This window comes from Paenibacillus cremeus, from assembly GCF_007786445.1.
Classification (GTDB): domain Bacteria; phylum Bacillota; class Bacilli; order Paenibacillales; family NBRC-103111; genus Paenibacillus_G; species Paenibacillus_G cremeus.
Genome location: NZ_VNJI01000027.1, coordinates 71,826 through 92,766, shown reverse-complemented (window position 1 = coordinate 92,766; position 20,941 = coordinate 71,826). Strand labels below are relative to the sequence as shown.

17 protein-coding genes are annotated in these 20,941 nt (G+C 55.4%); 15 read left to right on the top strand and 2 right to left on the bottom strand.

The window, feature by feature from the left end:
* Positions 1–219 precede the first annotated feature (219 nt).
* The 10 genes from FPZ49_RS20530 (at position 220) to FPZ49_RS20485 (ending at position 12,484) form a co-directional block, all read left to right on the top strand.
* On the top strand, positions 220–732 hold the full coding sequence (locus FPZ49_RS20530; RefSeq protein ID WP_144850411.1) for a hypothetical protein: 513 nt from the start codon (positions 220–222) through the stop codon (positions 730–732).
* A gap of 527 nt (positions 733–1,259) precedes the next feature.
* Positions 1,260–2,249, top strand: coding sequence for a LacI family DNA-binding transcriptional regulator (locus FPZ49_RS20525; RefSeq protein WP_144850409.1), 990 nt, complete (start codon positions 1,260–1,262; stop codon positions 2,247–2,249).
* Between the two features lie 243 nt (positions 2,250–2,492).
* Complete coding sequence (locus tag FPZ49_RS20520; protein ID WP_144850408.1) at positions 2,493–3,995, top strand: sugar ABC transporter ATP-binding protein; 1,503 nt, start codon at positions 2,493–2,495, stop codon at positions 3,993–3,995.
* Positions 3,996–4,019: 24 nt separating this feature from the next.
* Complete coding sequence (locus FPZ49_RS20515; RefSeq protein WP_144850406.1) at positions 4,020–5,009, top strand: ABC transporter permease; 990 nt, start codon at positions 4,020–4,022, stop codon at positions 5,007–5,009.
* 99 nt (positions 5,010–5,108) lie between these two features.
* Positions 5,109–6,116 carry an ABC transporter substrate-binding protein gene (locus FPZ49_RS20510; RefSeq protein WP_144850426.1) on the top strand — a complete coding sequence of 336 codons (1,008 nt, stop codon included), beginning with the start codon at positions 5,109–5,111 and terminating at the stop codon, positions 6,114–6,116.
* A gap of 114 nt (positions 6,117–6,230) precedes the next feature.
* Positions 6,231–7,847 carry a response regulator gene (locus tag FPZ49_RS20505; RefSeq protein ID WP_144850404.1) on the top strand — a complete coding sequence of 539 codons (1,617 nt, stop codon included), beginning with the start codon at positions 6,231–6,233 and terminating at the stop codon, positions 7,845–7,847.
* Complete coding sequence (locus tag FPZ49_RS20500) at positions 7,844–9,625, top strand: cache domain-containing sensor histidine kinase (RefSeq protein ID WP_144850402.1); 1,782 nt, start codon at positions 7,844–7,846, stop codon at positions 9,623–9,625. The genes FPZ49_RS20505 and FPZ49_RS20500 overlap by 4 nt, the downstream gene beginning before the upstream one ends.
* Positions 9,622–10,605 carry a substrate-binding domain-containing protein gene (locus tag FPZ49_RS20495; protein WP_144850400.1) on the top strand — a complete coding sequence of 328 codons (984 nt, stop codon included), beginning with the start codon at positions 9,622–9,624 and terminating at the stop codon, positions 10,603–10,605. Before FPZ49_RS20500 ends, FPZ49_RS20495 begins: the two co-directional genes overlap by 4 nt.
* Positions 10,606–10,631: 26 nt before the next feature.
* Positions 10,632–11,633, top strand: a complete 1,002-nt coding sequence (locus FPZ49_RS20490) for a hydroxyacid dehydrogenase (RefSeq protein WP_222429935.1) — start codon at positions 10,632–10,634, stop codon at positions 11,631–11,633.
* A gap of 32 nt (positions 11,634–11,665) precedes the next feature.
* Positions 11,666–12,484 carry a sugar phosphate isomerase/epimerase family protein gene (locus FPZ49_RS20485; protein ID WP_261381510.1) on the top strand — a complete coding sequence of 273 codons (819 nt, stop codon included), beginning with the start codon at positions 11,666–11,668 and terminating at the stop codon, positions 12,482–12,484.
* A gap of 2 nt (positions 12,485–12,486) precedes the next feature.
* Here the strand turns inward: FPZ49_RS20485 and FPZ49_RS20480 are convergent, their stop codons facing one another.
* On the bottom strand, positions 12,487–12,816 hold the full coding sequence (locus FPZ49_RS20480) for a hypothetical protein (protein WP_144850396.1): 330 nt from the start codon (positions 12,814–12,816) through the stop codon (positions 12,487–12,489).
* A gap of 488 nt (positions 12,817–13,304) precedes the next feature.
* Here FPZ49_RS20480 and prpB point away from each other — a divergent pair, with 488 nt between their 5' ends.
* From prpB to FPZ49_RS20455, 5 genes are all read left to right on the top strand, one after another.
* The gene (gene prpB / locus FPZ49_RS20475; RefSeq protein ID WP_144850394.1) at positions 13,305–14,201 is read left to right on the top strand and encodes a methylisocitrate lyase; all 897 of its coding nucleotides are present in this window, start codon (positions 13,305–13,307) and stop codon (positions 14,199–14,201) included.
* 35 nt (positions 14,202–14,236) lie between these two features.
* A complete protein-coding gene (locus FPZ49_RS20470; protein WP_144850392.1) occupies positions 14,237–15,679 on the top strand; it encodes a bifunctional 2-methylcitrate dehydratase/aconitate hydratase in 1,443 nt (480 codons plus the stop codon).
* Positions 15,680–15,896: 217 nt separating this feature from the next.
* Positions 15,897–16,280, top strand: a complete 384-nt coding sequence (locus tag FPZ49_RS20465) for a hotdog fold thioesterase (protein WP_144850422.1) — start codon at positions 15,897–15,899, stop codon at positions 16,278–16,280.
* Positions 16,281–16,326: 46 nt separating this feature from the next.
* Entirely contained in the window at positions 16,327–17,688 is a 1,362-nt protein-coding gene (locus FPZ49_RS20460; protein ID WP_144850390.1) for a sulfatase-like hydrolase/transferase, read from the top strand.
* Positions 17,689–17,818: 130 nt separating this feature from the next.
* Positions 17,819–19,477: a putative bifunctional diguanylate cyclase/phosphodiesterase gene (locus FPZ49_RS20455; RefSeq protein ID WP_144850388.1), complete on the top strand. Its 1,659-nt coding sequence runs from the start codon at positions 17,819–17,821 to the stop codon at positions 19,475–19,477.
* A 177-nt stretch (positions 19,478–19,654) separates the two neighbouring features.
* Here the strand turns inward: FPZ49_RS20455 and FPZ49_RS20450 are convergent, their stop codons facing one another.
* Entirely contained in the window at positions 19,655–20,872 is a 1,218-nt protein-coding gene (locus FPZ49_RS20450) for an oxalate decarboxylase family bicupin (protein ID WP_144850386.1), read from the bottom strand.
* Positions 20,873–20,941 lie beyond the last annotated feature (69 nt).

Sequence of the window (20,941 nt, the reverse complement as noted above, 5' to 3'; positions counted from 1 at the left end):
TTTGTTTGGCTCCATCTACACCCATCATAGGATTACCCTCCAAAGTAAAAAAGACCGTATAGAGATAAATTCTACACGGCCCTCCAAAAAACCTATTAAATTGATACGTTTGTCAACAGTCCCGTTTATGGGACTTATATATTTGTAGGAAAGTATAAGTACGAAATTGATGTACGACAAGATGATGCTAAGGATAGCCCTCTTCTTGTTCAAAACATCTTGAGCACGATTAAGATTAAAAACGATGATGTGAAGCTGGGTGATATCCAGGACAATCGCGATTTTAGAGATAAAGTCACTACTTCTACCATTCGTAATAAGAAGTACAAATTTGAAGGCGAAATTCCAGATACTTGGGCAAACATTACAGATTCAAAAACGAACGGGCAAGTATTTCAATATTCTAATTCACTTGGAACGTTTGAGTTCTACGCCCAAGAGGGATATAAGCTTGATCAAGTAGCAAAATCCGTTGAGGCTTATTTGGATAATCTGCCAAAAGAAACTTCAAAAGTAGTGGAAAAAGGGACTGCAACTATTTTTGGTGTCTCAGCTAAAAAATTTGTTTATGAGGATATGCCAAAAACGTCTTCGTATTACAATACGATCTATGTTTTTGAAAAGGACGGAATGGTGTTTACTGTGGAAACTATCAACTATAAAGCCAAGCGCACCGACTACAACCTGAAAATCCAAGATAACGTGCTGAAATCATTCAAATTCACGAACTAATGGCATGCAAATCCCTCTGGATTCGTCTAGAGGGATTTCTTTTGCAGCGTTGCAGAGAAAAGGGGCCTTAATATGCGGTCATGCAGAGCAGCGAGAGCGCTCAGGTGCCTAAGGCATCGATGTATAGCGTGCTGGCTATATGAAAGCTCAGATTGAACGCAAGCTTTTGAAGGCGAACTGGTAATGTGCAGTTAGTGAACTGAAATGGAAAGAGCGCGGATGAGAGTGTTAGCAAATCAGGGCTATTTGTTAGTGAAATATTAGATATGTATTAGAAAATTTTTAGTAAATTCTTAGCTGTTTACAAGTAATCTTAGAATAAGGTACGATTCTAGTAGGCCGATGGATTCGTACCCTATTCATCCATAAGCGAAAAACCCTTATGTAGCGCGGTTTTAGCGGGATCTGTACTACCAGTATCAAGGAATTTATCTTGACACTTAACATTCAGCTAAAATATAATGTCAATAACTAATCGGAATCGAATCGTTTTTTTTTTTTATCTTGTGGAGATGGAGGTTATTCTAGTGGCTACGATTAAGGATGTAGCGAAGCGCGCAGGCGTTGCTCTATCAACGGCTTCCTGTGCATTGAACGGTGATGATAAGGTTAAGCCATCTACCAGATTGAAAGTACTAGAAGCGGCTAAGGAACTGAATTATCAGAAGAACGGCTTCGCTACGGATCTGAAACGGACCACGACGAAGACCATTGCGGTGATTGTAGAGGGCTTTTCCGGTCCCTTTTTCTCCCAATTGCTGAAGGGCTTGCACGAAGTCGTTAGCCAGCGCGGCTATGACTTAATCGCATGCAGCTCCAACGTCGGGCAGGATTCTACGGCAGTTAAATACTTGAAGGAAAAGCGGACGGACGGCGCGATTGTACTCCATCACAACATTAGCGAGCAGCTCATTAGCGAATCGGCGCGGGAAGGGTTTCCTATCATCGTGCTGAATCGGCCGCTGGAACTGGACAATATTGCCTCCGTATATACGGATGATTTCTCCGGAGGTCAGATGGGAGCCGATTATTTGATCGGACTTGGGCATACCCGCATCGCCTTTGTAGGCGGATCGCCGAAATCTCAAGCCAATGATCGACGCTATGCCGGATTTTTGACCAGTTTAACGAACCATGGCCTTCAAGAGCAGTCGAAGTGGAATGTCCATGGTGATTTTACCCGAATTGGCGGTTATCAAGCGACGAAGATGCTCGTGCTGCAGGGGGATTTGCCAACAGCCATCTTCTATGCGAACGACGAGATGGCGATCGGCGCCTTGGAAGCTTTTAAAGAGCTGGGCATTCAAGTTCCGCGGGATATTTCGATCATCGGGTACGATAATAGCGAACTGTCAGAATTCGTTAACCCAACCCTTACGACGCTTAAGCAGCCGAAGTATGAGATGGGCATTTTGGCCGCTCACCTGATGTTCCAAGCGTTAGGCGGAGAGAAGCTAAATCATAAATACAAGCTTCCTGTAGAACTCATCGAACGGAATTCGTGCCGGAAACTATAACTCTTTTAAATAAAAAAAAGAAAAAAATATATTTTTTTGTCCATCGATAAAAACGTTTCGATTATTCACAAAGGGCAGCTCGGGTTTTGAAGAGGCGGTTCTCTGCATCGTGTAGAGAGCGGCTTTTTTTTGCATGTTTGGAAATTATTCAACGTTTCTCAGGAGATTATTCCATTCTTTCCCTTTCGGGTCAGGGCTACAATGAAAGCACCGAAAGGAGAATGATTGAAGCTGAGGTGCGACATGGAGACAGATGCTTTAGTGCGCATGGAAGGAATTGAGAAGCATTTTCCGGGGGTGCATGCGCTGAATCAGTGCCGGTTTGAGCTGAAGGCCGGGGAGGTTCACGCGTTAGTCGGGGAGAACGGCGCAGGGAAGTCTACGCTGATGAAGGTGCTGACAGGAGTTTATCAAAAAGATGGCGGACGTATCGAGGTCAAGGGGAGGGAAGTCGACATCTCCAGCCCGCGAGCCGCGCAAACCTTAGGGATCAGCATGATCCATCAAGAGCTTCATCTCATGCCCCATCTGACCGTTGCTCAAAATATTTTTATCGGCCGGGAGCCGCGTGCACGCTTCAAGCTGTTTTTGGATGAAGGGAAGCTAAATGATGAAGCGCAGCATTTGTTTCATCGGATGAACCTCCAACTGGATCCGAGGCAAAAAGTATCGGAGCTGACAGTGGCGAAGCAGCAGATGGTGGAGATCGCGAAGGCGCTGTCTTTTCGCTCGGACGTGCTGATTATGGATGAGCCGACGGCTGCGCTGACGGAGACGGAGATTGAGGAGCTGTTTCGGATGATCCTCCAGCTGCGGGAGCGGGGTGTGGGCATCGTCTACATTTCGCATCGGATGGAGGAGCTGAAGCGGATTACCGACCGGATCACGGTGATGCGGGACGGTTGTTATGTGGATACGGTGGCAACGGAAGCGGTCACGATCGAGCGGATCATCGCCATGATGGTCGGACGGGAGCTGTATGCGGCGTCCAAGCAGGAGACAACGAGCGGTGCAAGGGCGGAGAGGGTGCTGGAGGTCAAAAACCTGTCGCGCGGCCGGGCCATTCAAAATGTCAGCTTTCACCTGAACAAGGGGGAGATTCTGGGCTTTGCCGGGTTGATGGGCGCGGGACGGACGGAGGTGGCGAGGGCCATTTTCGGCGCGGATCCTGTGGAGTCGGGAGAGATCTGGATGCACGGGCGCCAGGTTCAGATCAAGCAGCCGCATGATGCCGTTCAGCAGGGCATTGGCTATTTGTCTGAGGACCGCAAGCAATTCGGACTCATGGTGGATATGGACGTGCGAGCGAATCTGACGGTGGCCGCCTACCGCGGTTTTCGGAATGCCCTTGGCTGGATGAACGATGCGAAGATGAATGAGGTCGCGGAGCGCCATGTGGCGGCCTTAAAGGTGAAGACGCCGAGCATTCGGCAGCAGGTGAAGTTTCTCTCGGGGGGCAACCAGCAGAAGGTCGTCATCGGCAAATGGCTGAACCGCGATTGCGAGGTGCTGATCTTCGACGAGCCGACCCGCGGCATCGACATCGGGGCCAAAAGCGAGATCTACAAGCTGCTGGAGGAGCTGGCGGCGCAGGGCAAAGCGATCATTATGATTTCGTCGGAGCTGCCCGAAATTTTGCGCATGAGCCACCGCATCCTGGTGATGTGCGAAGGGCGGATTACCGGCGAGCTCACAAGCAGCGAGGCAACACAGCAGGCCATCATGCGGTACGCAACGATGCGCTGAACATAAAGGGGGATAGCGGCAACGATGATCGACATCGCGGTATTCAAAAAGCAGCGGGCGTCACTCAAGTCCAGCGCCACGCAAAAAATATGGGCCTTCTCCAGCTTAATTATTCTGGTGTTGGTGTTCTCTCTGTCTTCATCGAATTTTTTACGCTTCGATAACGTCGTCGGCATTATGCTTTCCACCGCCGTGATCGGCGTGCTGGCGCTGGGGTCGACATTCGTCATCATTACCGGCGGGATTGATCTTGCGGTCGGCACGGTGATGACCTTCTCCTCCGTGATGACGGGGGTGGTAATCACCTTCTGGCATTTGCCTGTGCCGCTGGGCATCGTGGGCGGTATCATCACCGGTGCGGTGTGCGGTCTCATCAGCGGCTATGCGGTTGCGCGCATGAAAATCCCGCCGTTTATTGCGACGCTTGCGATGATGATGGTGACCAAGGGGCTGTCGCTCGTTATTTCGGGGACGAAGCCGATTTATTTTAACGATACGCCGGCCTTTGGCCAGTTCTCGATGGGCTCGTTGATCGCGATACCGGGGATGGATATTCCGAATGCGGTCTGGATCTTCTTCGGGGCGGCAATTATTGCCAGTCTCCTTCTGACTAAAACGATCATCGGCCGATACACGTTCGCACTGGGCAGTAATGAGGAGGCGACGCGGCTGTCGGGCGTGAATGTGTGCCGGTGGAAAATCATCGTCTATGCGCTGACGGGCGTGTTCAGCGGGATCGCGGGTGTGATGATGGCCTCGCGGCTCAACTCGGCGCAGCCTGCGCTTGGTCAAGGCTACGAGCTGGAGGCGATCGCAGCGGTCGTCATCGGCGGCACGTCGCTGAGCGGCGGGCAGGGCTCGATTCTCGGCACAGTGATCGGAGCGCTCATCATGAGCGTGCTGACGAACGGGCTGCGCATCCTCTCCGTCCCGCAGGAATGGCAGACGGTCATCGTCGGGATTGTGGTGATGATGGCGGTGTTCGCGGATATCGTCCGCCGCCGCAAGAAGTAAAGACGGCAGTGCCTTCAGTGGGGCGGGTGATCCGCTGACCATAGGAGTTCAAATACAACGATAAGTTAGGGGAGATCGATGAACATGAACCAAAAGAACATGAACAAAAAGCTGCGCAAATGGATTGCTCCTGCGGCGGCACTGCTGCTGACCGCTACGCTGCTCGGCGCTTGCAATAGCTCCAAGCCGGCCGAGAAAGCGCCAGATACAAGCAAACCGGCCACCGCCTCCGCTGGCAAAATGTATATCCCAGTGATCTCCAAGGGATTCCAGCATCAGTTCTGGCAGGCGGTAAAGCAGGGTGCAGAGAAAGCGGCCAAGGAATTCAACGTAGATATTACGTTTGAAGGTCCGGAATCGGAGTCCCAAGTCGATAAGCAGGTCGAGATGCTGCAAGCCGCACTAGGCAAAAAGCCGGCGGCCATCGCCTTCGCCGCGCTCGACAGCAAAGCAGCGGTGCCACTACTGCAAAAAGCCAAAGACGCCAAAATTCCCGTCGTCGGCTTCGACTCCGGCGTGGACAGCGACATCCCGATCACGACCGCCGCTACGGACAATGTAGCCGCCGCAGGCCTAGCCGCTGACAAGATGGCCTCGCTCATCGGCAACGAAGGCGAAGTCGCCCTGGTAGTACATGACCAAACGAGCCGCACAGGGATCGATCGCCGGGACGGCTTTGTGAACCGGATCAAAGAGAAGTACCCGAATATCAAAATAGTCGATATTCAATACGGCGGCGGCGATCAGCTGAAATCGACCGACCTGGCCAAAGCGATCATCGCAGCGCATCCGAATGTGAAGGGATTTTTCGGCGCCAATGAAGGGTCGGCGATCGGGGTATTGAATGCGGTGACGGAGCTGAAGAAGGACGGGAAAATTGTCATCGTCGGCTACGACTCCGGCAAGCAGCAGATGGCCGCGATTCGCAGCGGCAAGATGGCCGGCGCGATTACGCAGGATCCAATCGGCATCGGCTACTGGTCCGTGAAGGCCGCCGTTCAGGCGGTGAAAGGGGAGAGCGTGAAGAAGACGATCGACACGGGCTTCCACTGGTACGACAAGAGCAACATCGATTCCGCCGAGATTAAGCCGCTGTTGTACGAATAGTCATTTGGGAGAGGCTGCCGCAGTCCGGGCAGTCTTTTCTTTACATTTACAGTCCAGCTGAAATAAAATCAACCTATAGGTATAGGAATTTTTGCCAAGGAGCGAGTGGCGCCTATGTACAAACTGATCATTGTGGACGACGAAGACGAGGTTCGGGAAGGGATCAGGCAGAGGATCGACTGGAAGGCGCTCGGCTTTGAGCTGGCCGGTGATTTCGAGCATGGACGGGACGCGCTGGATGCCTTGGAGTCGCTGCAGCCGGACGTGGTCATCACGGACATTTGCATGCCCTTCATGGACGGTCTGGAGCTGACCCGGCGCATTGCCGAGCAGTACCGGGATATGAAGGTCGTTATTGTAACCGGTTACGAGGATTTCGATTACGCGAAGCAGGCGATTCAGCTGAAGGTGAAGGACTATCTGCTGAAGCCGATCAACGCGGGGGAGTTCTCGGATTTTCTGACCAAGCTTCGGCAAGAATTGGACGAAGAACGCGCCAAGAAAGAGGACTTTACAGCGCTTCGGCTGCAGCTCAATCAAAGCATGCCCTTGCTGCGGGAGCGGTTCCTGGAGCGACTTGCGACCTCGCGGCTGAAGCGGGAGGACATCTTGAGCAAGCTGAGCTACTTCCAGCTGACACTGCCCGGTCCCGCCTACATGTCGCTCGTATGCGATATTGATGAGTTTGGACTGGCTCCTTCCGGCAATCCGGATTTGGATAAGGAATTGCTCCGGTTTGCGGCGTTTAACATTTTGCAGGAAATTTTCGAGAAAGAGCAAGGCGGCCTTGTGTTTCGCACCCGCGACGACAAATACGGCATTCTGCTCTCTGGGGCACCTGACGAGATCGGTCTTAGGGCGCAGCGGCTTGCGGATCATGCCCGACAGAGTATCGCCAAGTACGCGAAGGTGTGCATCTCGATTGGCTTGGGGCGGGTGTGCACTGATCTGGAGCTGCTTTCGAGCTCGTTTGAGGAAGCGCTTTCGGCGCTGGATTACCGGTTTTTGCTGGGCACTAGCCGGATCATCTCACTCGGCGATCTCGAGTATGGGCAAGGGAGAAGCAGCGTCCGCAGCTGTGATTGGGAGAAAAAGCTGCTCGCCGCCATGAAAACCGGCCATACGAGTGTGGTGACCACGGTGCTCAGCGGCTGGACCGAGGAGATGAAGGGCTCCGCACGCTCCGTAGCCGGGTGCTACGGCTCGGTGAACAAGCTGCTCGCCGGCTTGATGAATCTGGTGACGGAAACCGGCTTCGACGAGACAGAGGTGTTCGGGCCGAATCCGTTTGCGGAGCTGGCGGGCGTGAAGACGATCGACGACGCGCGGGACCGGCTGGAGGAGACGTGCCGGCGAATTATCGCCTACTTGTCTGAGAAGCGCACGGACGTCGCCAAGACTCAGATGGCGCAGGCCGAAGCGTATATCCGCGACAACTACGCCGACGAGAATTTTGCCTTGAACCACGTGTGCAGCCACATTTTTATGAGCATCAGCTACTTCAGCTCGCTGTTCAAGCAGCATACCGGGGAAACGTTCATCGAATATTTGACCCGCATTCGAATGGACAAGGCGAAGGAGCTGCTGACGATGACGCCGCTCAAGACGTATGAGATCGCAGAACGTGTCGGGTACGGGGACCCGCAATATTTTAGCGTCATCTTCAAACGCGTCTGCGGCATGTCGCCCAAGGAATACCGCAGCTTGATGAAAGGGAGCACACCTGCATGAAGCTTCGGAGCCTGTTCCGCTTCAAAAGCATTCATACGACGATCGCGCTGGCGTTCTCCTTCTTGATCCTTTGCACGACGCTTATTCTCAGCTATAACTCGTATCGGCTGTCGGCGGATGCGGTGACTGAAAATTCGCTGACGTATACGACCGAGCTGATCGAGCAGGTGAACAAAAACATCCAGACGTACATCGGCAACATGGAGAGTATCGCGTCGCTGGCGTTGAGCAGCAGTGACTTGAAGCGGTACCTGATGCTGCCGAATCCGGATTCGGAGGAAGGGAGGGAGCTGGCGGGGCAGATCAGCGGCTTTTTTCAATCGATTGTTCAATCGCGCAATGATATCGCTTCCATCCTATTCGTCGGGCAGAACGGCACCTTGTTATCCGACCGGGCGTATGCGCAGTTCAAGCCATATGCCGATATTACCGATCAGGAGTGGTACAAGAAAGCGAACGAGGCGCAGGGAAGCGTCGTGATCTCGTCGTCCCATGTGCAGCATCTGTTTCGCAACGATTACCGTTGGGTCGTTTCCATCAGCCGGCAGCTGCCTGCCGCTGGTAGTCAGCATCCGCAGAGCGGTGTGCTGCTCGTCGATCTGAACTACAACGTGATTAACGATCTCGTGAAGCAAATAATGCTGGGAAAGCGGGGCTACGTGTTCATTCTGGACCCGAGCGGCGATCTGATCTACCATCCGCAGCAGCAGATCATTTATACCCGGCTGAAGTCGGAGGATATCACGAATATTTTGAATGCGAAGACCACCACACTCGTGACGGGGGAAGGCCAGCAGAGCAAAATTTACACGATCCGCACGACCAGCTTCGGCTGGAAAATCGTCGGTGTCACGTTCGCGGACGATATGGTGGGCAACAAGCGGAAGATCCAGTTTTCCTCGGCGCTCTGGGGGCTGCTGTGTCTGATCATCGCGCTGACCATCTCCATCGTATTCTCGCTGACGATTACGAGGCCGATCAAGCAGCTGGAAATGCACATGAAGAAGGTGGAAAAAGGCGACTTCGATCTGCGCATTGACTCCACCAGCACGAATGAAATCGGCAAGCTGTCGCGGACGTTTAACCTCATGATCGGGAAAATCAAGGAATTGATGCACCAGATCGTCGAGGAGCAGGAGATGAAGCGGATCAGCGAGCTCAATGCGCTGCAGGCGCAGATTCAGCCTCATTTTTTGTACAACACGCTGGATTCGATCATTTGGATGGCCGAGCTGGGGAAAATGTCCGAGGTCGTGAAGATGACGACGGCGCTGGCCAAGCTGCTTCGTTCGAGCATCAGCAAGGGGGAGGAGCTGGTTCCGATCGCGGTGGAGCTGGAGCACATCGGCAACTACCTGACGATTCAGAACATTCGGTACCGGCGGAAATTCACGTATTCGATTGAGGTGGACGAGGAGCTGCTGCAGTGCAAAATTTTAAAAATCGTGCTGCAGCCGCTGGTCGAAAATGCGATCTACCACGGCATGAAGCATAAAGCGGATTGCGGCCATATCCGCATTACGGGGGCGAAGGTCGGCGCGCTAGTAGAGCTGAAGGTGATCGACGACGGCATCGGTATGGAGCCGGACAAGGTGAAGGCGCTGCTGGCTAAATGGCGGCAGCAGGAGAACGGCAAGGGCGTAGGGCTTCATAACGTTCATCAGCGGGTGCAGCTGTATTTTGGCGTGCCCTATGGGCTTACGTTCGAAAGCGAGATGGATGAAGGTACGACCGTCACCATCCGAATTCCGGAGCTGAGTCAGGAGGCGAGCGCATGAGAGGCATAAGACGACACATGCTGGTGCTGGCCGGGGTTTTCCTGCTGGCCGCAGGATACCTAGCCTCTCGCTTCGTCTTCGGAGAGCTCGCTTCTGCGCAGCCGAAGACGATGGTGTTCATCCCAAAGACGATCGATCAGCGCATCGAGTTTTGGCAGGTGATGAAGCAAGGCGTATTTGCGGCGGCGAAGGAATACAATGTAGACGTGCAGGTGCTCGGAACGGAGACGGAGAGCGATGTGGACGGGCAGATTCGCCTGCTGGAGACGACGATCAAGGCGAAGCCGAAGGCGATTATTTTTGCCGCCAACGACTACCAGCGTCTAGCCCCCGTAGCCCAAAAGGCCGTGCAGACCGGCATCAAGCTTATCACGGTGGACTCCGGCGTGAAGGACGTTGCCTCGACGAGCTTCATCGCTACCGACAATTATGCGGCCGGTCTGAAGGCGGGGAAAGCCATCGGCGGGCGGATGGAGAACGGCGATGCCGTGGCGATTATCAGCTTCGTCAAAGGGTCGGCGACGGCCATGGAGCGGGAGCAGGGCGTCCGGGACAGCTTCAAGGACCGCTCAGGGGTGCAGCTGCTCGACACGTACTACTGTGACGCGTCGGAGGAGAAGGCGTATGAGATTACGAAGCGCCTGCTGCAGTCCGAGCCCCGCATCCGGGGCATTATCGGGTTGAACGAGCCGTCCGCCGTCGGGGCGGCGAAAGCGGTGCGGGACTTAAGCTCCCGCGTAAAGCTGGTCGGCTTCGATAGCTCGATGGACGAGATTGCGCTCATCGAAGACGGCGTCATACAGGCGACGATCGTGCAGAAGCCGTTTAATATGGGCTATTTGGCCGTCGAAACGGCGATGAAGGCTTGGCGGGGCGAGACGGCGAGCCCAACGATCGATACCGGCTCCGAGGTCATCACGGTGGACAATATGTACGAGAAAGAAAATCAGAAGCTGCTGTTTCCTTTTGTGGAAAAATAATGGGAGAGAAAGGAAAGGACTTGGCGATGAAAACGTTAGTTACGGTTTGGAAGCAGGATCTTCGGGAGGTGCTGTTCCCCGAGGAGGTGTGCCGTCAGCTCGAAGCGGTGTCAAGCGTCGATTGGGTGCCGCTGGGGCAGCCCTATGAAGGGCAGCAGCTGGAGCGGGAAATTCATCGGTACGATGCGGTGATCACCTCCTGGGGCTCGCCGAAGATTACGTCTTCGGTGCTGGCTCAGGCCGGCAGGCTGCGGTTTATCGGACATGCGGCAGGCACATTGACGCCTTATCTGGATCCGAGCGTTTTTGAGCGGGAGCTGGTTATTGTCAATGCCAATTCCGCGCTGGCTCGCTCCACGGCGGAGTTTGCGGTGACGCTCATGCTGACCGGCTCCTGGCGGGTGTGCAGCTATTGGGACTCCCTGCGCGACGGCCGCTGGAACAAAAATAACAGCGGAACCGTACCGGGGCTTTACGGTCAATCCATTGGAATCGTCGGCCTCGGAGAAGTATCGCGCGAGGTTATCCGCCTGCTGAGGGGCTTCAATCCCCACATCCGGCTCTATTCCCCTTACTGCACACGCGAGGAGGCGCAGGAGCTTGGGGTGACGCTGTGCAGTCTGGAAGAGGTATTGCGGAACAGCCAGGTCGTATCGCTTCACGATACGCTTACGGCGGCGACGCGCGGGATGCTCGGACGCGAGCAGCTGCGGCTGCTTCCAGATGGAGCGCTCTTGGTCAACACCGCTCGCGGGCCGATCATTGAGGAGGCTGCGCTGCTGGATGAGCTGGCCTCCGGACGCATTTATGCGGCCCTCGATGTATACGATATCGAGCCGCTGCCGGCGGACCATCCGCTGCCGAAGCTGCCGAACGTGATGTGCTTCCCGCATATCGGCGCGTACTCCGAGTATTGGAAGTCGCAGCAGGGGGCGATGATCGTGGAGGATTTGAGCCGGTTTGTCGCGGGCCAGCCGCTGCTTAGACAGATTACGGCGGAACGGTTTCAGCGCATGACCTTAAATTAGTTTAATTCACTATGGTGAGGAGAGAATTGTCGATGGCGATGAAATTATCTTTTACTACGTTAGGCTGTCCAGAGTGGGAATTGGGACTCATTATTCGCAGGGCGGCAGAGTATGGCTTTGATGCCATCGATTTCCGCGGTATTTCAGGGGAAATGAATATCTACAAGCTTCCAGCGTTTGCAGAGCAGGCGCGGACGACAAAGGACGAGATTAGGGACGCCGGACTTCGCGTTTCGTGCTTCTCCAGCTCCGTGCATGCGTTTTCCAGCGAGAAGCTGGAGCAGAACAAAGCGGAGATCGAAGCGTATGCGAAGCTCTGCACGCTGTTCGACACCCCGTATATTCGCGTATTCGGCGGTGGCATCGGCAGCACTCCACGAGAAGAAGCGGTAGCGCAGATCGTTCGCAACTTCGAAGAGCTGGGCGCGATTGCGAAGGCGCATGGCGTGAAGCTGCTGCTCGAGACGCACGACGATTGGACGACCTGCGCCGATGTGTCCGCGGTGATGCGGCAGGTCGATCCCGAGGCGGTCGGCGTGCTGTGGGATTTGCACCATCCATACCGCAAGGCAGGGGAGCAGCCGGACGCCACTTGGGCAGCGCTCGGTGAGTGGATCGCGTACACGCACGTGAAGGACTCGATCGTTAGGCCGGATGACAGCGAGAAGTTCGACTACTGCTTGACCGGCGAGGGCGACATTCCGCTCGTGGCGATGCATCAGCTGCTGCGAGACAAGGGCTACGAGGGATACTACACCTTCGAGTGGGAGAAAAAGTGGCACCCTACCATTCCGGACCCCGAGGTCGCCTTCCCGCACTACGTGGATTTTATGCGCAAGCTGGAGCGATAAGATTAGGGCAGGCCGATTCGTCGTCGGTCTGCTTTTTTGTTTCTCTTATTTTGCGTGGATGCGGTTGGTGCTTGTGCGTTGGGGCTCGGCGTGCAGGTGACGGTGATGGATTCATTCCGCCGTTGCCGAATATGGCCTCGGGAGGTCGTCAGGGTGCCGCATGCAATCGTGATCGGCTGGCTCAAAAAAATGCTGGTCACGCGGATGAACTCCCCAGGAAGCAGTTCGATCGTCCGGGTGCCTTTTTCCTCCTCGCGAATCGTGCCGAAGTTTACGGATCCGCCTTGATCGAGTATGATCGTGGACTGCAGTTTAGGCTTGTTGTCTGGCATAGCTCATAGCCACCTCCACCTATAGTAAATGCTGCAAGAGGAGGAACGGCGTAGGCGCTCATCTGCTGGGAGGGGGCGCTTACAATTTTATGTAAAAAATTAATAAAGTTTAATCAAATTCATATACTTGCTAAATATTTTTCGAGTAAAATCGAAACGTATCGCCATAAAAGGAGGATGATCTCTATGAAGCAGGTTAAGCGTACATGGCATGGAATTTGGGCAGTCTATCATAAATTGTTGCTTCATAGCTGTATGGACGCACAGTTGAGGCGCAAGCTGCTTCAGCGAATGCTGTATCACCAAAATAAACGGTAGCTTTTGCGTCGCTCTTTTGGATGCGCTTACATTGTTATGATATAAGTTGAAAAATGGAACTGCCGTGGGCCTCATTCTGCGGCGGTTTTTTGCTTAGGATGTAAACCGCTCGAAAGCTGCATATACATGACATCAGGGGCATGATTACAAGGAAGAAATGGGGGATGGGAATGAGCGAGCGACAAACACCGGGGCAGCGGCTTCGAACGGCGGTGCAAGAGGAAAAGCCGCTGCAGGTGGTCGGCGCGATCAACGCGTATGCAGCCATGCTGGCGGAAAGTGCCGGCTTCCGCGCGCTGTACGTGTCCGGGGCCGGCGTAGCGAACGCCTCTTACGGGCTACCAGATCTCGGCATCACCTCGCTGAACGACGTGCTGGAGGATGTGCGGCGCATCACCTCTGCGACCTCGCTTCCGGTGCTGGTCGACGCAGATACCGGCTTCGGCAGCGCCTTCAACATCGCCCGCACGATCCGCCATATGAGCTCAGCCGGCGCGGCCGGCGTTCATATCGAGGATCAGGTCATGGCTAAGCGCTGCGGGCACCGACCGGGCAAAGCCATCGTCAGCCAGTCCGAGATGGTGGACCGGATCAAGGCGGCGGCCGATGCGCGAGCGGATGCGAGCTTTGTCTTGATGGCGCGTACGGATGCCTTGGCAGTGGAGGGCTTGGAGTCGGCAATTGAGCGGGCCTGCGCTTGTGTGGAGGCAGGGGCGGATATGATATTTGCGGAGGCGATGACGGATTTGGCGCAGTATAAGGCGTTTGCCGATGCGGTCAGTGTCCCGATTCTGGCCAACATTACCGAGTTCGGCAAAACGCCGCTCTTCACCAAAGAGGAGCTCGGCGGGGCTGGGGTCAGCCTTGTGCTTTATCCGTTATCGGCTTTTCGGGCGATGAACGCGGCGGCGCTCAAGGTGTACCATGCGATCCGCACCGAAGGTACGCAAAAAAGCGTGCTCGACACGATGCAAACCCGTGCTGAGCTGTACGAGTTTCTTCATTACCTGGACTATGAGAAAAAGCTGGACGCTTTATTCGAGAAGGATGCAGGGGAAGGCGAATGAGTGCTGTGATACCAGTTGCAACGAGGAGGTAAGCCATGTCTTCTTCTATTAGCAATGCTCGGCCCGAGCCGGACGAGGTGATCGCATCGATTGCCGCGTATGCTTCAGACTATCGCATCGAGAGCGAGGAGGCGCTGCAAACCGCGCGGCTGTGCCTCATGGATACGCTCGGCTGCGGTCTGCTGGCGCTGCGCTACCCGGAGTGCACCAAGCACCTGGGTCCGATCGTGCCGGGCACCACGGTACCGAACGGCGTGAAGGTGCCAGGAACGTCCTACCAGCTGGACCCGGTGATGGCTGCGTTTAATATCGGCTGCATGATTCGCTGGCTGGATTATAACGACACCTGGCTTGCCGCGGAATGGGGCCATCCGTCGGACAATCTGGGCGGGATCCTCGCCGTCGCCGACTACTTAAGCCGCTCCCGGGTGGCCCAAGGCGAGCCGCCGCTCACGATGCGCAGCGTGCTCGAAGCGATGATTAAAGCACACGAGATCCAGGGTGTTATTGCACTCGAGAACAGCTTCAACCGCGTGGGGCTGGATCATGTCATTTTGGTCAAAGTGGCGTCCACGGCGGTGGTGACCGCGATGCTCGGCGGAACGAAGGACGAAATCATCAACGCCGTGTCCAACGCGTGGATCGACGGGCAGGCGCTAAGGACGTATCGCCATGCTCCGAACACGGGCTCGCGCAAATCCTGGGCGGCGGGGGATGCGACGAGCCGGGCGGTTCGTTTGGCGCTGCTGGCGATGAAGGGCGAGATGGGCTATCCGTCCGCTCTGACCGCGAAAACGTGGGGCTTTTACGATGTGCTGTTCAAAGGGCGGGAGTTTGCGTTCCAGCGTCCTTACGGCTCCTATGTGATGGAGCATGTGTTGTTCAAAATTTCGTTCCCGGCCGAGTTCCACGCGCAAACGGCTGTCGAATGCGCTTTGCAGCTGCATCCCCAGGTGGCAGGCCGCTTGAATGAGATCGATCGGGTCGTGCTGACAACGCACGAGTCCGCCATTCGCATCATCGATAAAAAAGGGCCGCTGCACAACCCCGCCGACCGCGATCACTGCCTCCAGTACATGACAGCCATCGGGCTGATCTACGGCGATTTAACCGCCGATCACTACGAGGATGCGGTAGCGCAGGATCCACGGATCGACGCACTGCGGGACAAAATGATCACGGTCGAAGACAAGCGATACTCTGCGGAGTACCACGACCCGGAAAAGCGCTCGATTGCTAATAGCGTACAGGTGTTTTTCAAAGACGGATCCTCTACGGCGAACATCGAGGTGGAATATCCGATCGGACACCGCCGCAGACGAAGCGAGGGCATTCCGGTGCTAGAGCGGAAATTCGCGGCCAATCTGGCGACGCGCTTCCCATCGAAGCAGGTCAAAGCCATCTATGAGCTGTGTCAGGACCAGCAGAAGCTGGAGTCCACGCCGGTGCATGCGTTTGTCGATCTGTTCGTCATTTAATGTTTGAGCCGGAAAAATGTTGAAAGCCGTAGTGCAGCAGGGGAGGACTCTCTGGCTGTGCTGCGGTTTTTTGGTATTTTGCTGTGGTTCGCGCATGATGTGGAGGGAATTCGAATATGAACACTATGAGGAGCCGAATGGAGGACAACAATCCAAATACAGTGGAGGGGATTACCCTAAGATGAGCGACGAATTAGAGTCTAAAAGCAGCTTCACCATGCCAGGCACGATGGCCGAGGTGCTGGGAATCGAGATCCTGGAGCTGACGCCGGATCGCGTCGTGGCGACGATGCCGGTGAATAGCGCGACCCGCCAGCCCATGGGTCTCTTGCACGGCGGGGCCTCGGTGGCACTAGCGGAAACCGTAGCCAGCATCGGCTCGTGGAAGCGGATCGATGACCCTACGAAGCAGACGGCCGTGGGGCTCGAGATCAATGCCAATCACCTTCGCAGCAAGCGGGAAGGCATCGTGACGGCAGTGGCCACCCCTGTGCACACCGGCCGGAAAACGATGGTCTGGGACATTCGGATCACCGACGAGGCGAGCAAGCTCATCTGCATCTCGCGCTGCACCGTGGCGATCGTCGACATCCAGGTATAACGCTGACTGACCCTACTATTTTGTAATCCCAAGGGAGGGGACGCAATTGAACGTCGTACTATTGATGTCGGATGAGCATAATCCGTTTTTTTCCTCGTGCTACGGGCATCCGTTGATCCAGACGCCTCAGATGAGTGCGATGGCGGCGGAAGGGACGCTGTTTCGCAACGCTTACTGCCCGTCCCCGCTCTGCCATCCAAGCCGATCGGCCTTCCTGACCGGCCACAGGGTGCACGAGCTGCAAACGTACAGCAACTGCAATGTCAACCTCGATGGACGTGCGCCAACGTATGGAGCCGAGCTCTCGAAGCAGGGGGTGTACACCGCCTACATTGGCAAAACCGATATCCATGCGCCCAGCCATCAGCTTGGCTTTGACGAGATGATGTTGGCCGGGGACCGCAAGCAGCCTGGGGATACGAATTTTGTACGCAGGCCTTTGAACATCCGCGAAGATGCGGATCAGCGCTCCGGCAAGTTCGGCCCGAAGGACGGGGCATACGCCAAAGATCTTCGCTGCATCGACACCGCAGTGAGCTGGATTCAAACCAAGGGCACACAGCTGGAGCAGCCTTGGGTGTTGACGGTTAACATTACGAGTCCGCACTTTCCCACGTATACGACGCAGGAGCTGTGGGATCGGTATCCACAGGGCGAGGACTTGTCCCCGTACGACGGCGATTCATGGGAGAGCAGCCGGCATCCGTATGCGATGGATTTGAAGGCGCATTTCAAAACCGCCCTGTTCCCCGAAGCGCACAAGCGCGGCATTCGCCGGGGCTATCTGGCCTGCATCACCTTTGTTGATCAGCAGATCGGCCGGCTCCGCGAAGCGATTGCCTTGAACGGGCTTGCGGCCAGCACCGATTTTATATACACCTCGGATCATGGCGATATGATGGGTAAATTCGGTATGTGGTGGAAATGCTCCCTGTACGAGGATTCGGTGCGAATCCCTTGCCTCGCCGTGGGACCGAGCTTTGGGCCGGGCGGGCAGGTCGTGGACACGCCGGTGGATTTGCTGGACGTGCAGGCCGCTTTATTTAAAGCTGCCGGAGCCACTCAGCCGCCAGACCGAAAAGGGACCGCGCTGCAGGACATCATGCCGAACGATCCAGAGCGGATGATTTTCGCCGAGTATCATGGGCATGGGACCCGTTCCGGCGCCTACATGGTGCGCAAGGGGGATTGGAAGCTGATCTGGTACGCCGAGGCCCCGCATCAGCTATTCCATCTTGCCTCAGACCCCGATGAATTGACCAATGTTTATTCGCAGCAGCTTGAAAAGGCGCAGGAGCTGGAGGCGGAGCTGCGGGCGATTTGTGATCCGGAGGCCGAAAATGAGCGTGCGCATCTGTTTCAGGAGGAGCAGCGGCGCATTTTGGAATCGCAAGGGATTCATGTGTAAATCATAGATATTTTTTACAAAATTAGGGATTAATTTACCATCGGGTTCTTCTTGCTACAAGCAGGGTTTTGTCGATTTTCGTAGAATTAGGTAAGCATCTGATGTTCTACATGGCAAAAGGAGCCTGCTTATGTTTTCTCAGCTGTACAGCTTTATCCCGCAGATGCTGGATAAGATCGAAGATTCGATCTACGTCATGAAGGCGGACGACCTTACTTTAACCTACTATTATGTCAATCGAGCGGCGTCGCAAATCAGCGGGATTACGATGGGGGCTTTTGGTAAAACCTTTTTTGACGTGAATCCCCCCGCGATGGCCGATTATTTGCATAAAAAATATACCCGTGTGCTGATAGAGCGAAAAACGATCAGATACGAGCACGGCATTACGCTCCCGAACGGCGTGACGAGCGGAGAGAGCATCCTGACGCCGATTTTTGGGGAGAACGGGCGGATTGAATTTGTTTTCTCGGTCACCCGGGATATTACCGAACGCAAGGCGCAGGAAAATATGCTCCATTATTACGCCTACCACGACGATCTCACCGGCTTGCACAATCGCAGATACCTGTTGGAAAAAGTGGGAAGTCCGGCAGCAGTGTTTTTGTTCGATCTGGATTTTTTCAAAAATATTAACGACACGTTCGGGCATGCGGCCGGAGATTCGGTCCTTATGGAGGTGGCGCTTCGGCTGCAGGCGAGGTTTGATTCCGGGTTCATGATCGTTCGGTTGGGCGGCGATGAATTTATTGTGGCCTCCATGGATACGGACGGAGTGAGCTGGGCGGCGAATGTGGCTGAAGCGATGCTCAAGGTGTTCCAGCTGCCGTTTGAAGTGAACGGGCGGCAGATGAAGCTGAGCTGCAGCATCGGTGTGGCGCTTCGGGGCAATGGCAATGGCAATGGCAATGGCAATGGCAATGGCGAGGATATCCAGACGCTGCTGAAGCAGGCGGATATTGCATTATACCGGGCCAAGGGTGCGGGCCGAAAGCGATACCATGTGTACGAGGACTCCTCGACCTATGAGCATGTGGAAAAGTTTGTCCACGAGATCGCTCTCTCCAACGCGATTGCGAATGGCGAACTGGAGCTGCAGTATCAGCTCATTTACAGTCCGCTCCTGCAGAAGGTTACCGCCGCAGAGGCGCTGCTGCGCTGGAATCGCCCCCAGCTGGGCGTGGTGGCCCCGAATGAGTTTATCCCGGTCGCCGAGGAAACCGGACTCATCATTCCGATCGGGTACTGGGTCATTCGCAAGGCTTGCCAGGATTGGCACCGGCTGAAGACGATGTACGGGCCTCATTTTAAAATCTCGGTGAATATTTCCCGTGTGCAGCTTTGCGAGGACGGCTTTGTCGATCAAATCATTCGCATTCTTGAGAGCGAGCAGCTATCGCCGCATGCGATGGAGCTGGAGATTACCGAAAGCACGGCGATTCAAAATGTAGTGATGGTGCAGTATACGCTAAACCGCCTGCGCGAGGTGGGCTTTTCGATTGCGCTGGATGATTTTGGCACAGGGTATTCCTCTTTAAGCATGCTGAGCGTGCTTCCCATCGACAAGCTGAAGATCGATCGCTCGTTCATTCAAGACATGAATGCGTCCCTGGTGCAGGCGATGCTGGACATGGCCAGGGCACTCCATCTGCAGGTCATCGCGGAGGGCGTCGAGGAGGTGCACCAGTTTCAGCTGCTGAAGGAGCTGGGCTGCTGGGGCGTGCAGGGGTATTATATTAGCCGGCCGACGGAGTTCTCTAAGCTGCCGTTGGAAATGGTGGTGGAGTAGGTAAGCTGGTTGGATGAGAGTAGGTAACATAGACACGTAAGCACACGCCGTCTGTCTCTTTGCTAGTCATTTGGAAAATGGCTGCGAGAGCGGAGGGCGGTTTTTATTTTTTCAGGAGGGGAAATCGCCGCAAGCGGAAAAGCCGCGTCGGAGCGCTCCGGCGCGGGTGAAAACTACTTACTTCGGCTTGTTCGTATCCGTGGCCCCGGCGGTGGCGGTATACTTCACAACCGGCCACTTCTCCTTGCGCAGCGCGTTCATCAGCTCCGGAGTGGCGCGCAAATTCTGCTGGACGAGCTCGTGCGGCGTGAGCGCCATCCATTGATTGAGCGAGATGTCGGCGAATCGATCGCTTTGGAACATTTCCAGAAACCAGACGCTCTGGTCGCCGGTGTTCTGGATATAATGGCCGAAGGCGAACGGGACATAGCCGACATCGCCGGCCCGATAGTCAAATGTACGCGCTTTGCCGTTCGCGGCGAACGCGGTCATCCGTGCCGTGCCGGTGAGGTAGTACTGCCACTCGTCGTTGTTTGGGTGCCAGTGCATTTCGCGCATGCCGCCCGGCTTGATCTCCACCAGGGCAGCGGCGATGGTGGTCGAGACGGGGAAATTGGAGGAATCGACGATGCGCACCGTCCCGCCGGGCGTGACGATCGGCTCCTGGGCCAGCAGCTGGTGCGTAAAGGCTCGCGGCACGGGGCCGTACGGGGAGTCGACTTCCTGGCTGTTCATCGAGCCGGGGACGGGCGCTTGGAAGATATACACTTGATTGTTAGGAATGGTGGAAAACGCGCTCTCCGGCACGCCGAAGTTTCCCGACAGCACATCCTTAGGCGTGTGCGCGAACCAGTCGGTGATCGAGAACGTGTCGAGATCGGAGAAGGCGCCGTCGTCGAACACGAGCAGAAACTCGCAGCCTTCCTCCAGTCCTTGAATCGAATGCGGGATGCCGGGTGGAAAAAACCACAGGTCGCCAGGACCGACATCAGCGATAAAATTCCGCCCGTCTTGATCGACAGCGGTGACTCTCGCGCGGCCGAGGATCATATAGGCCCACTCCGATTGCTTGTGCCAGTGCAGTTCGCGCACGCCGCCCGGCGTCAGCCGCATGTTCACGCCGGCGAGCGTCGTGGCGATCGGCAGCTCCCGCACCGTTACCTCACGCGACCAGCCGCCTTGGTTCAGCTGCATGTGCGTATCGGAGAACGAAAACTTCAGGTTGGGCATCCCGCCGTTATCGGTGACGGGAGGGACCAGCATGTCTGGATTTTCCATATCACGCATGACGTCGCGAGGACCAAGATCGGTGGCTCCGGCGCCGTCCACTGTCCGGATCGGCTGGGGAATCGCGCCCCCTCCGAAGGCCCGCGGAGTCCAGGGTCGATTATTCATGGGTCAAAATCTCCTCTCTGTGGAGTCTGTCCTTCGGACGGGCTCCTAGTCATGACTATACCTGATGCT

Coding starts and splice junctions, on each gene's coding strand:
- FPZ49_RS20520 (WP_144850408.1), top strand. CDS start 2,493: ATGGAGACAGATGCTTTAGTGCGCATGGAAGGAATTGAGAAGCATTTT.
- FPZ49_RS20515 (WP_144850406.1), top strand. CDS start 4,020: ATGATCGACATCGCGGTATTCAAAAAGCAGCGGGCGTCACTCAAGTCC.
- FPZ49_RS20510 (WP_144850426.1), top strand. CDS start 5,109: ATGAACAAAAAGCTGCGCAAATGGATTGCTCCTGCGGCGGCACTGCTG.
- FPZ49_RS20505 (WP_144850404.1), top strand. CDS start 6,231: ATGTACAAACTGATCATTGTGGACGACGAAGACGAGGTTCGGGAAGGG.
- FPZ49_RS20500 (WP_144850402.1), top strand. CDS start 7,844: ATGAAGCTTCGGAGCCTGTTCCGCTTCAAAAGCATTCATACGACGATC.
- FPZ49_RS20495 (WP_144850400.1), top strand. CDS start 9,622: ATGAGAGGCATAAGACGACACATGCTGGTGCTGGCCGGGGTTTTCCTG.
- FPZ49_RS20490 (WP_222429935.1), top strand. CDS start 10,632: ATGAAAACGTTAGTTACGGTTTGGAAGCAGGATCTTCGGGAGGTGCTG.
- FPZ49_RS20485 (WP_261381510.1), top strand. CDS start 11,666: ATGGCGATGAAATTATCTTTTACTACGTTAGGCTGTCCAGAGTGGGAA.
- FPZ49_RS20480 (WP_144850396.1), bottom strand. CDS start 12,816: ATGCCAGACAACAAGCCTAAACTGCAGTCCACGATCATACTCGATCAA.
- prpB (WP_144850394.1), top strand. CDS start 13,305: ATGAGCGAGCGACAAACACCGGGGCAGCGGCTTCGAACGGCGGTGCAA.
- FPZ49_RS20470 (WP_144850392.1), top strand. CDS start 14,237: ATGTCTTCTTCTATTAGCAATGCTCGGCCCGAGCCGGACGAGGTGATC.
- FPZ49_RS20465 (WP_144850422.1), top strand. CDS start 15,897: ATGCCAGGCACGATGGCCGAGGTGCTGGGAATCGAGATCCTGGAGCTG.
- FPZ49_RS20455 (WP_144850388.1), top strand. CDS start 17,819: ATGTTTTCTCAGCTGTACAGCTTTATCCCGCAGATGCTGGATAAGATC.
- FPZ49_RS20450 (WP_144850386.1), bottom strand. CDS start 20,872: ATGAATAATCGACCCTGGACTCCGCGGGCCTTCGGAGGGGGCGCGATT.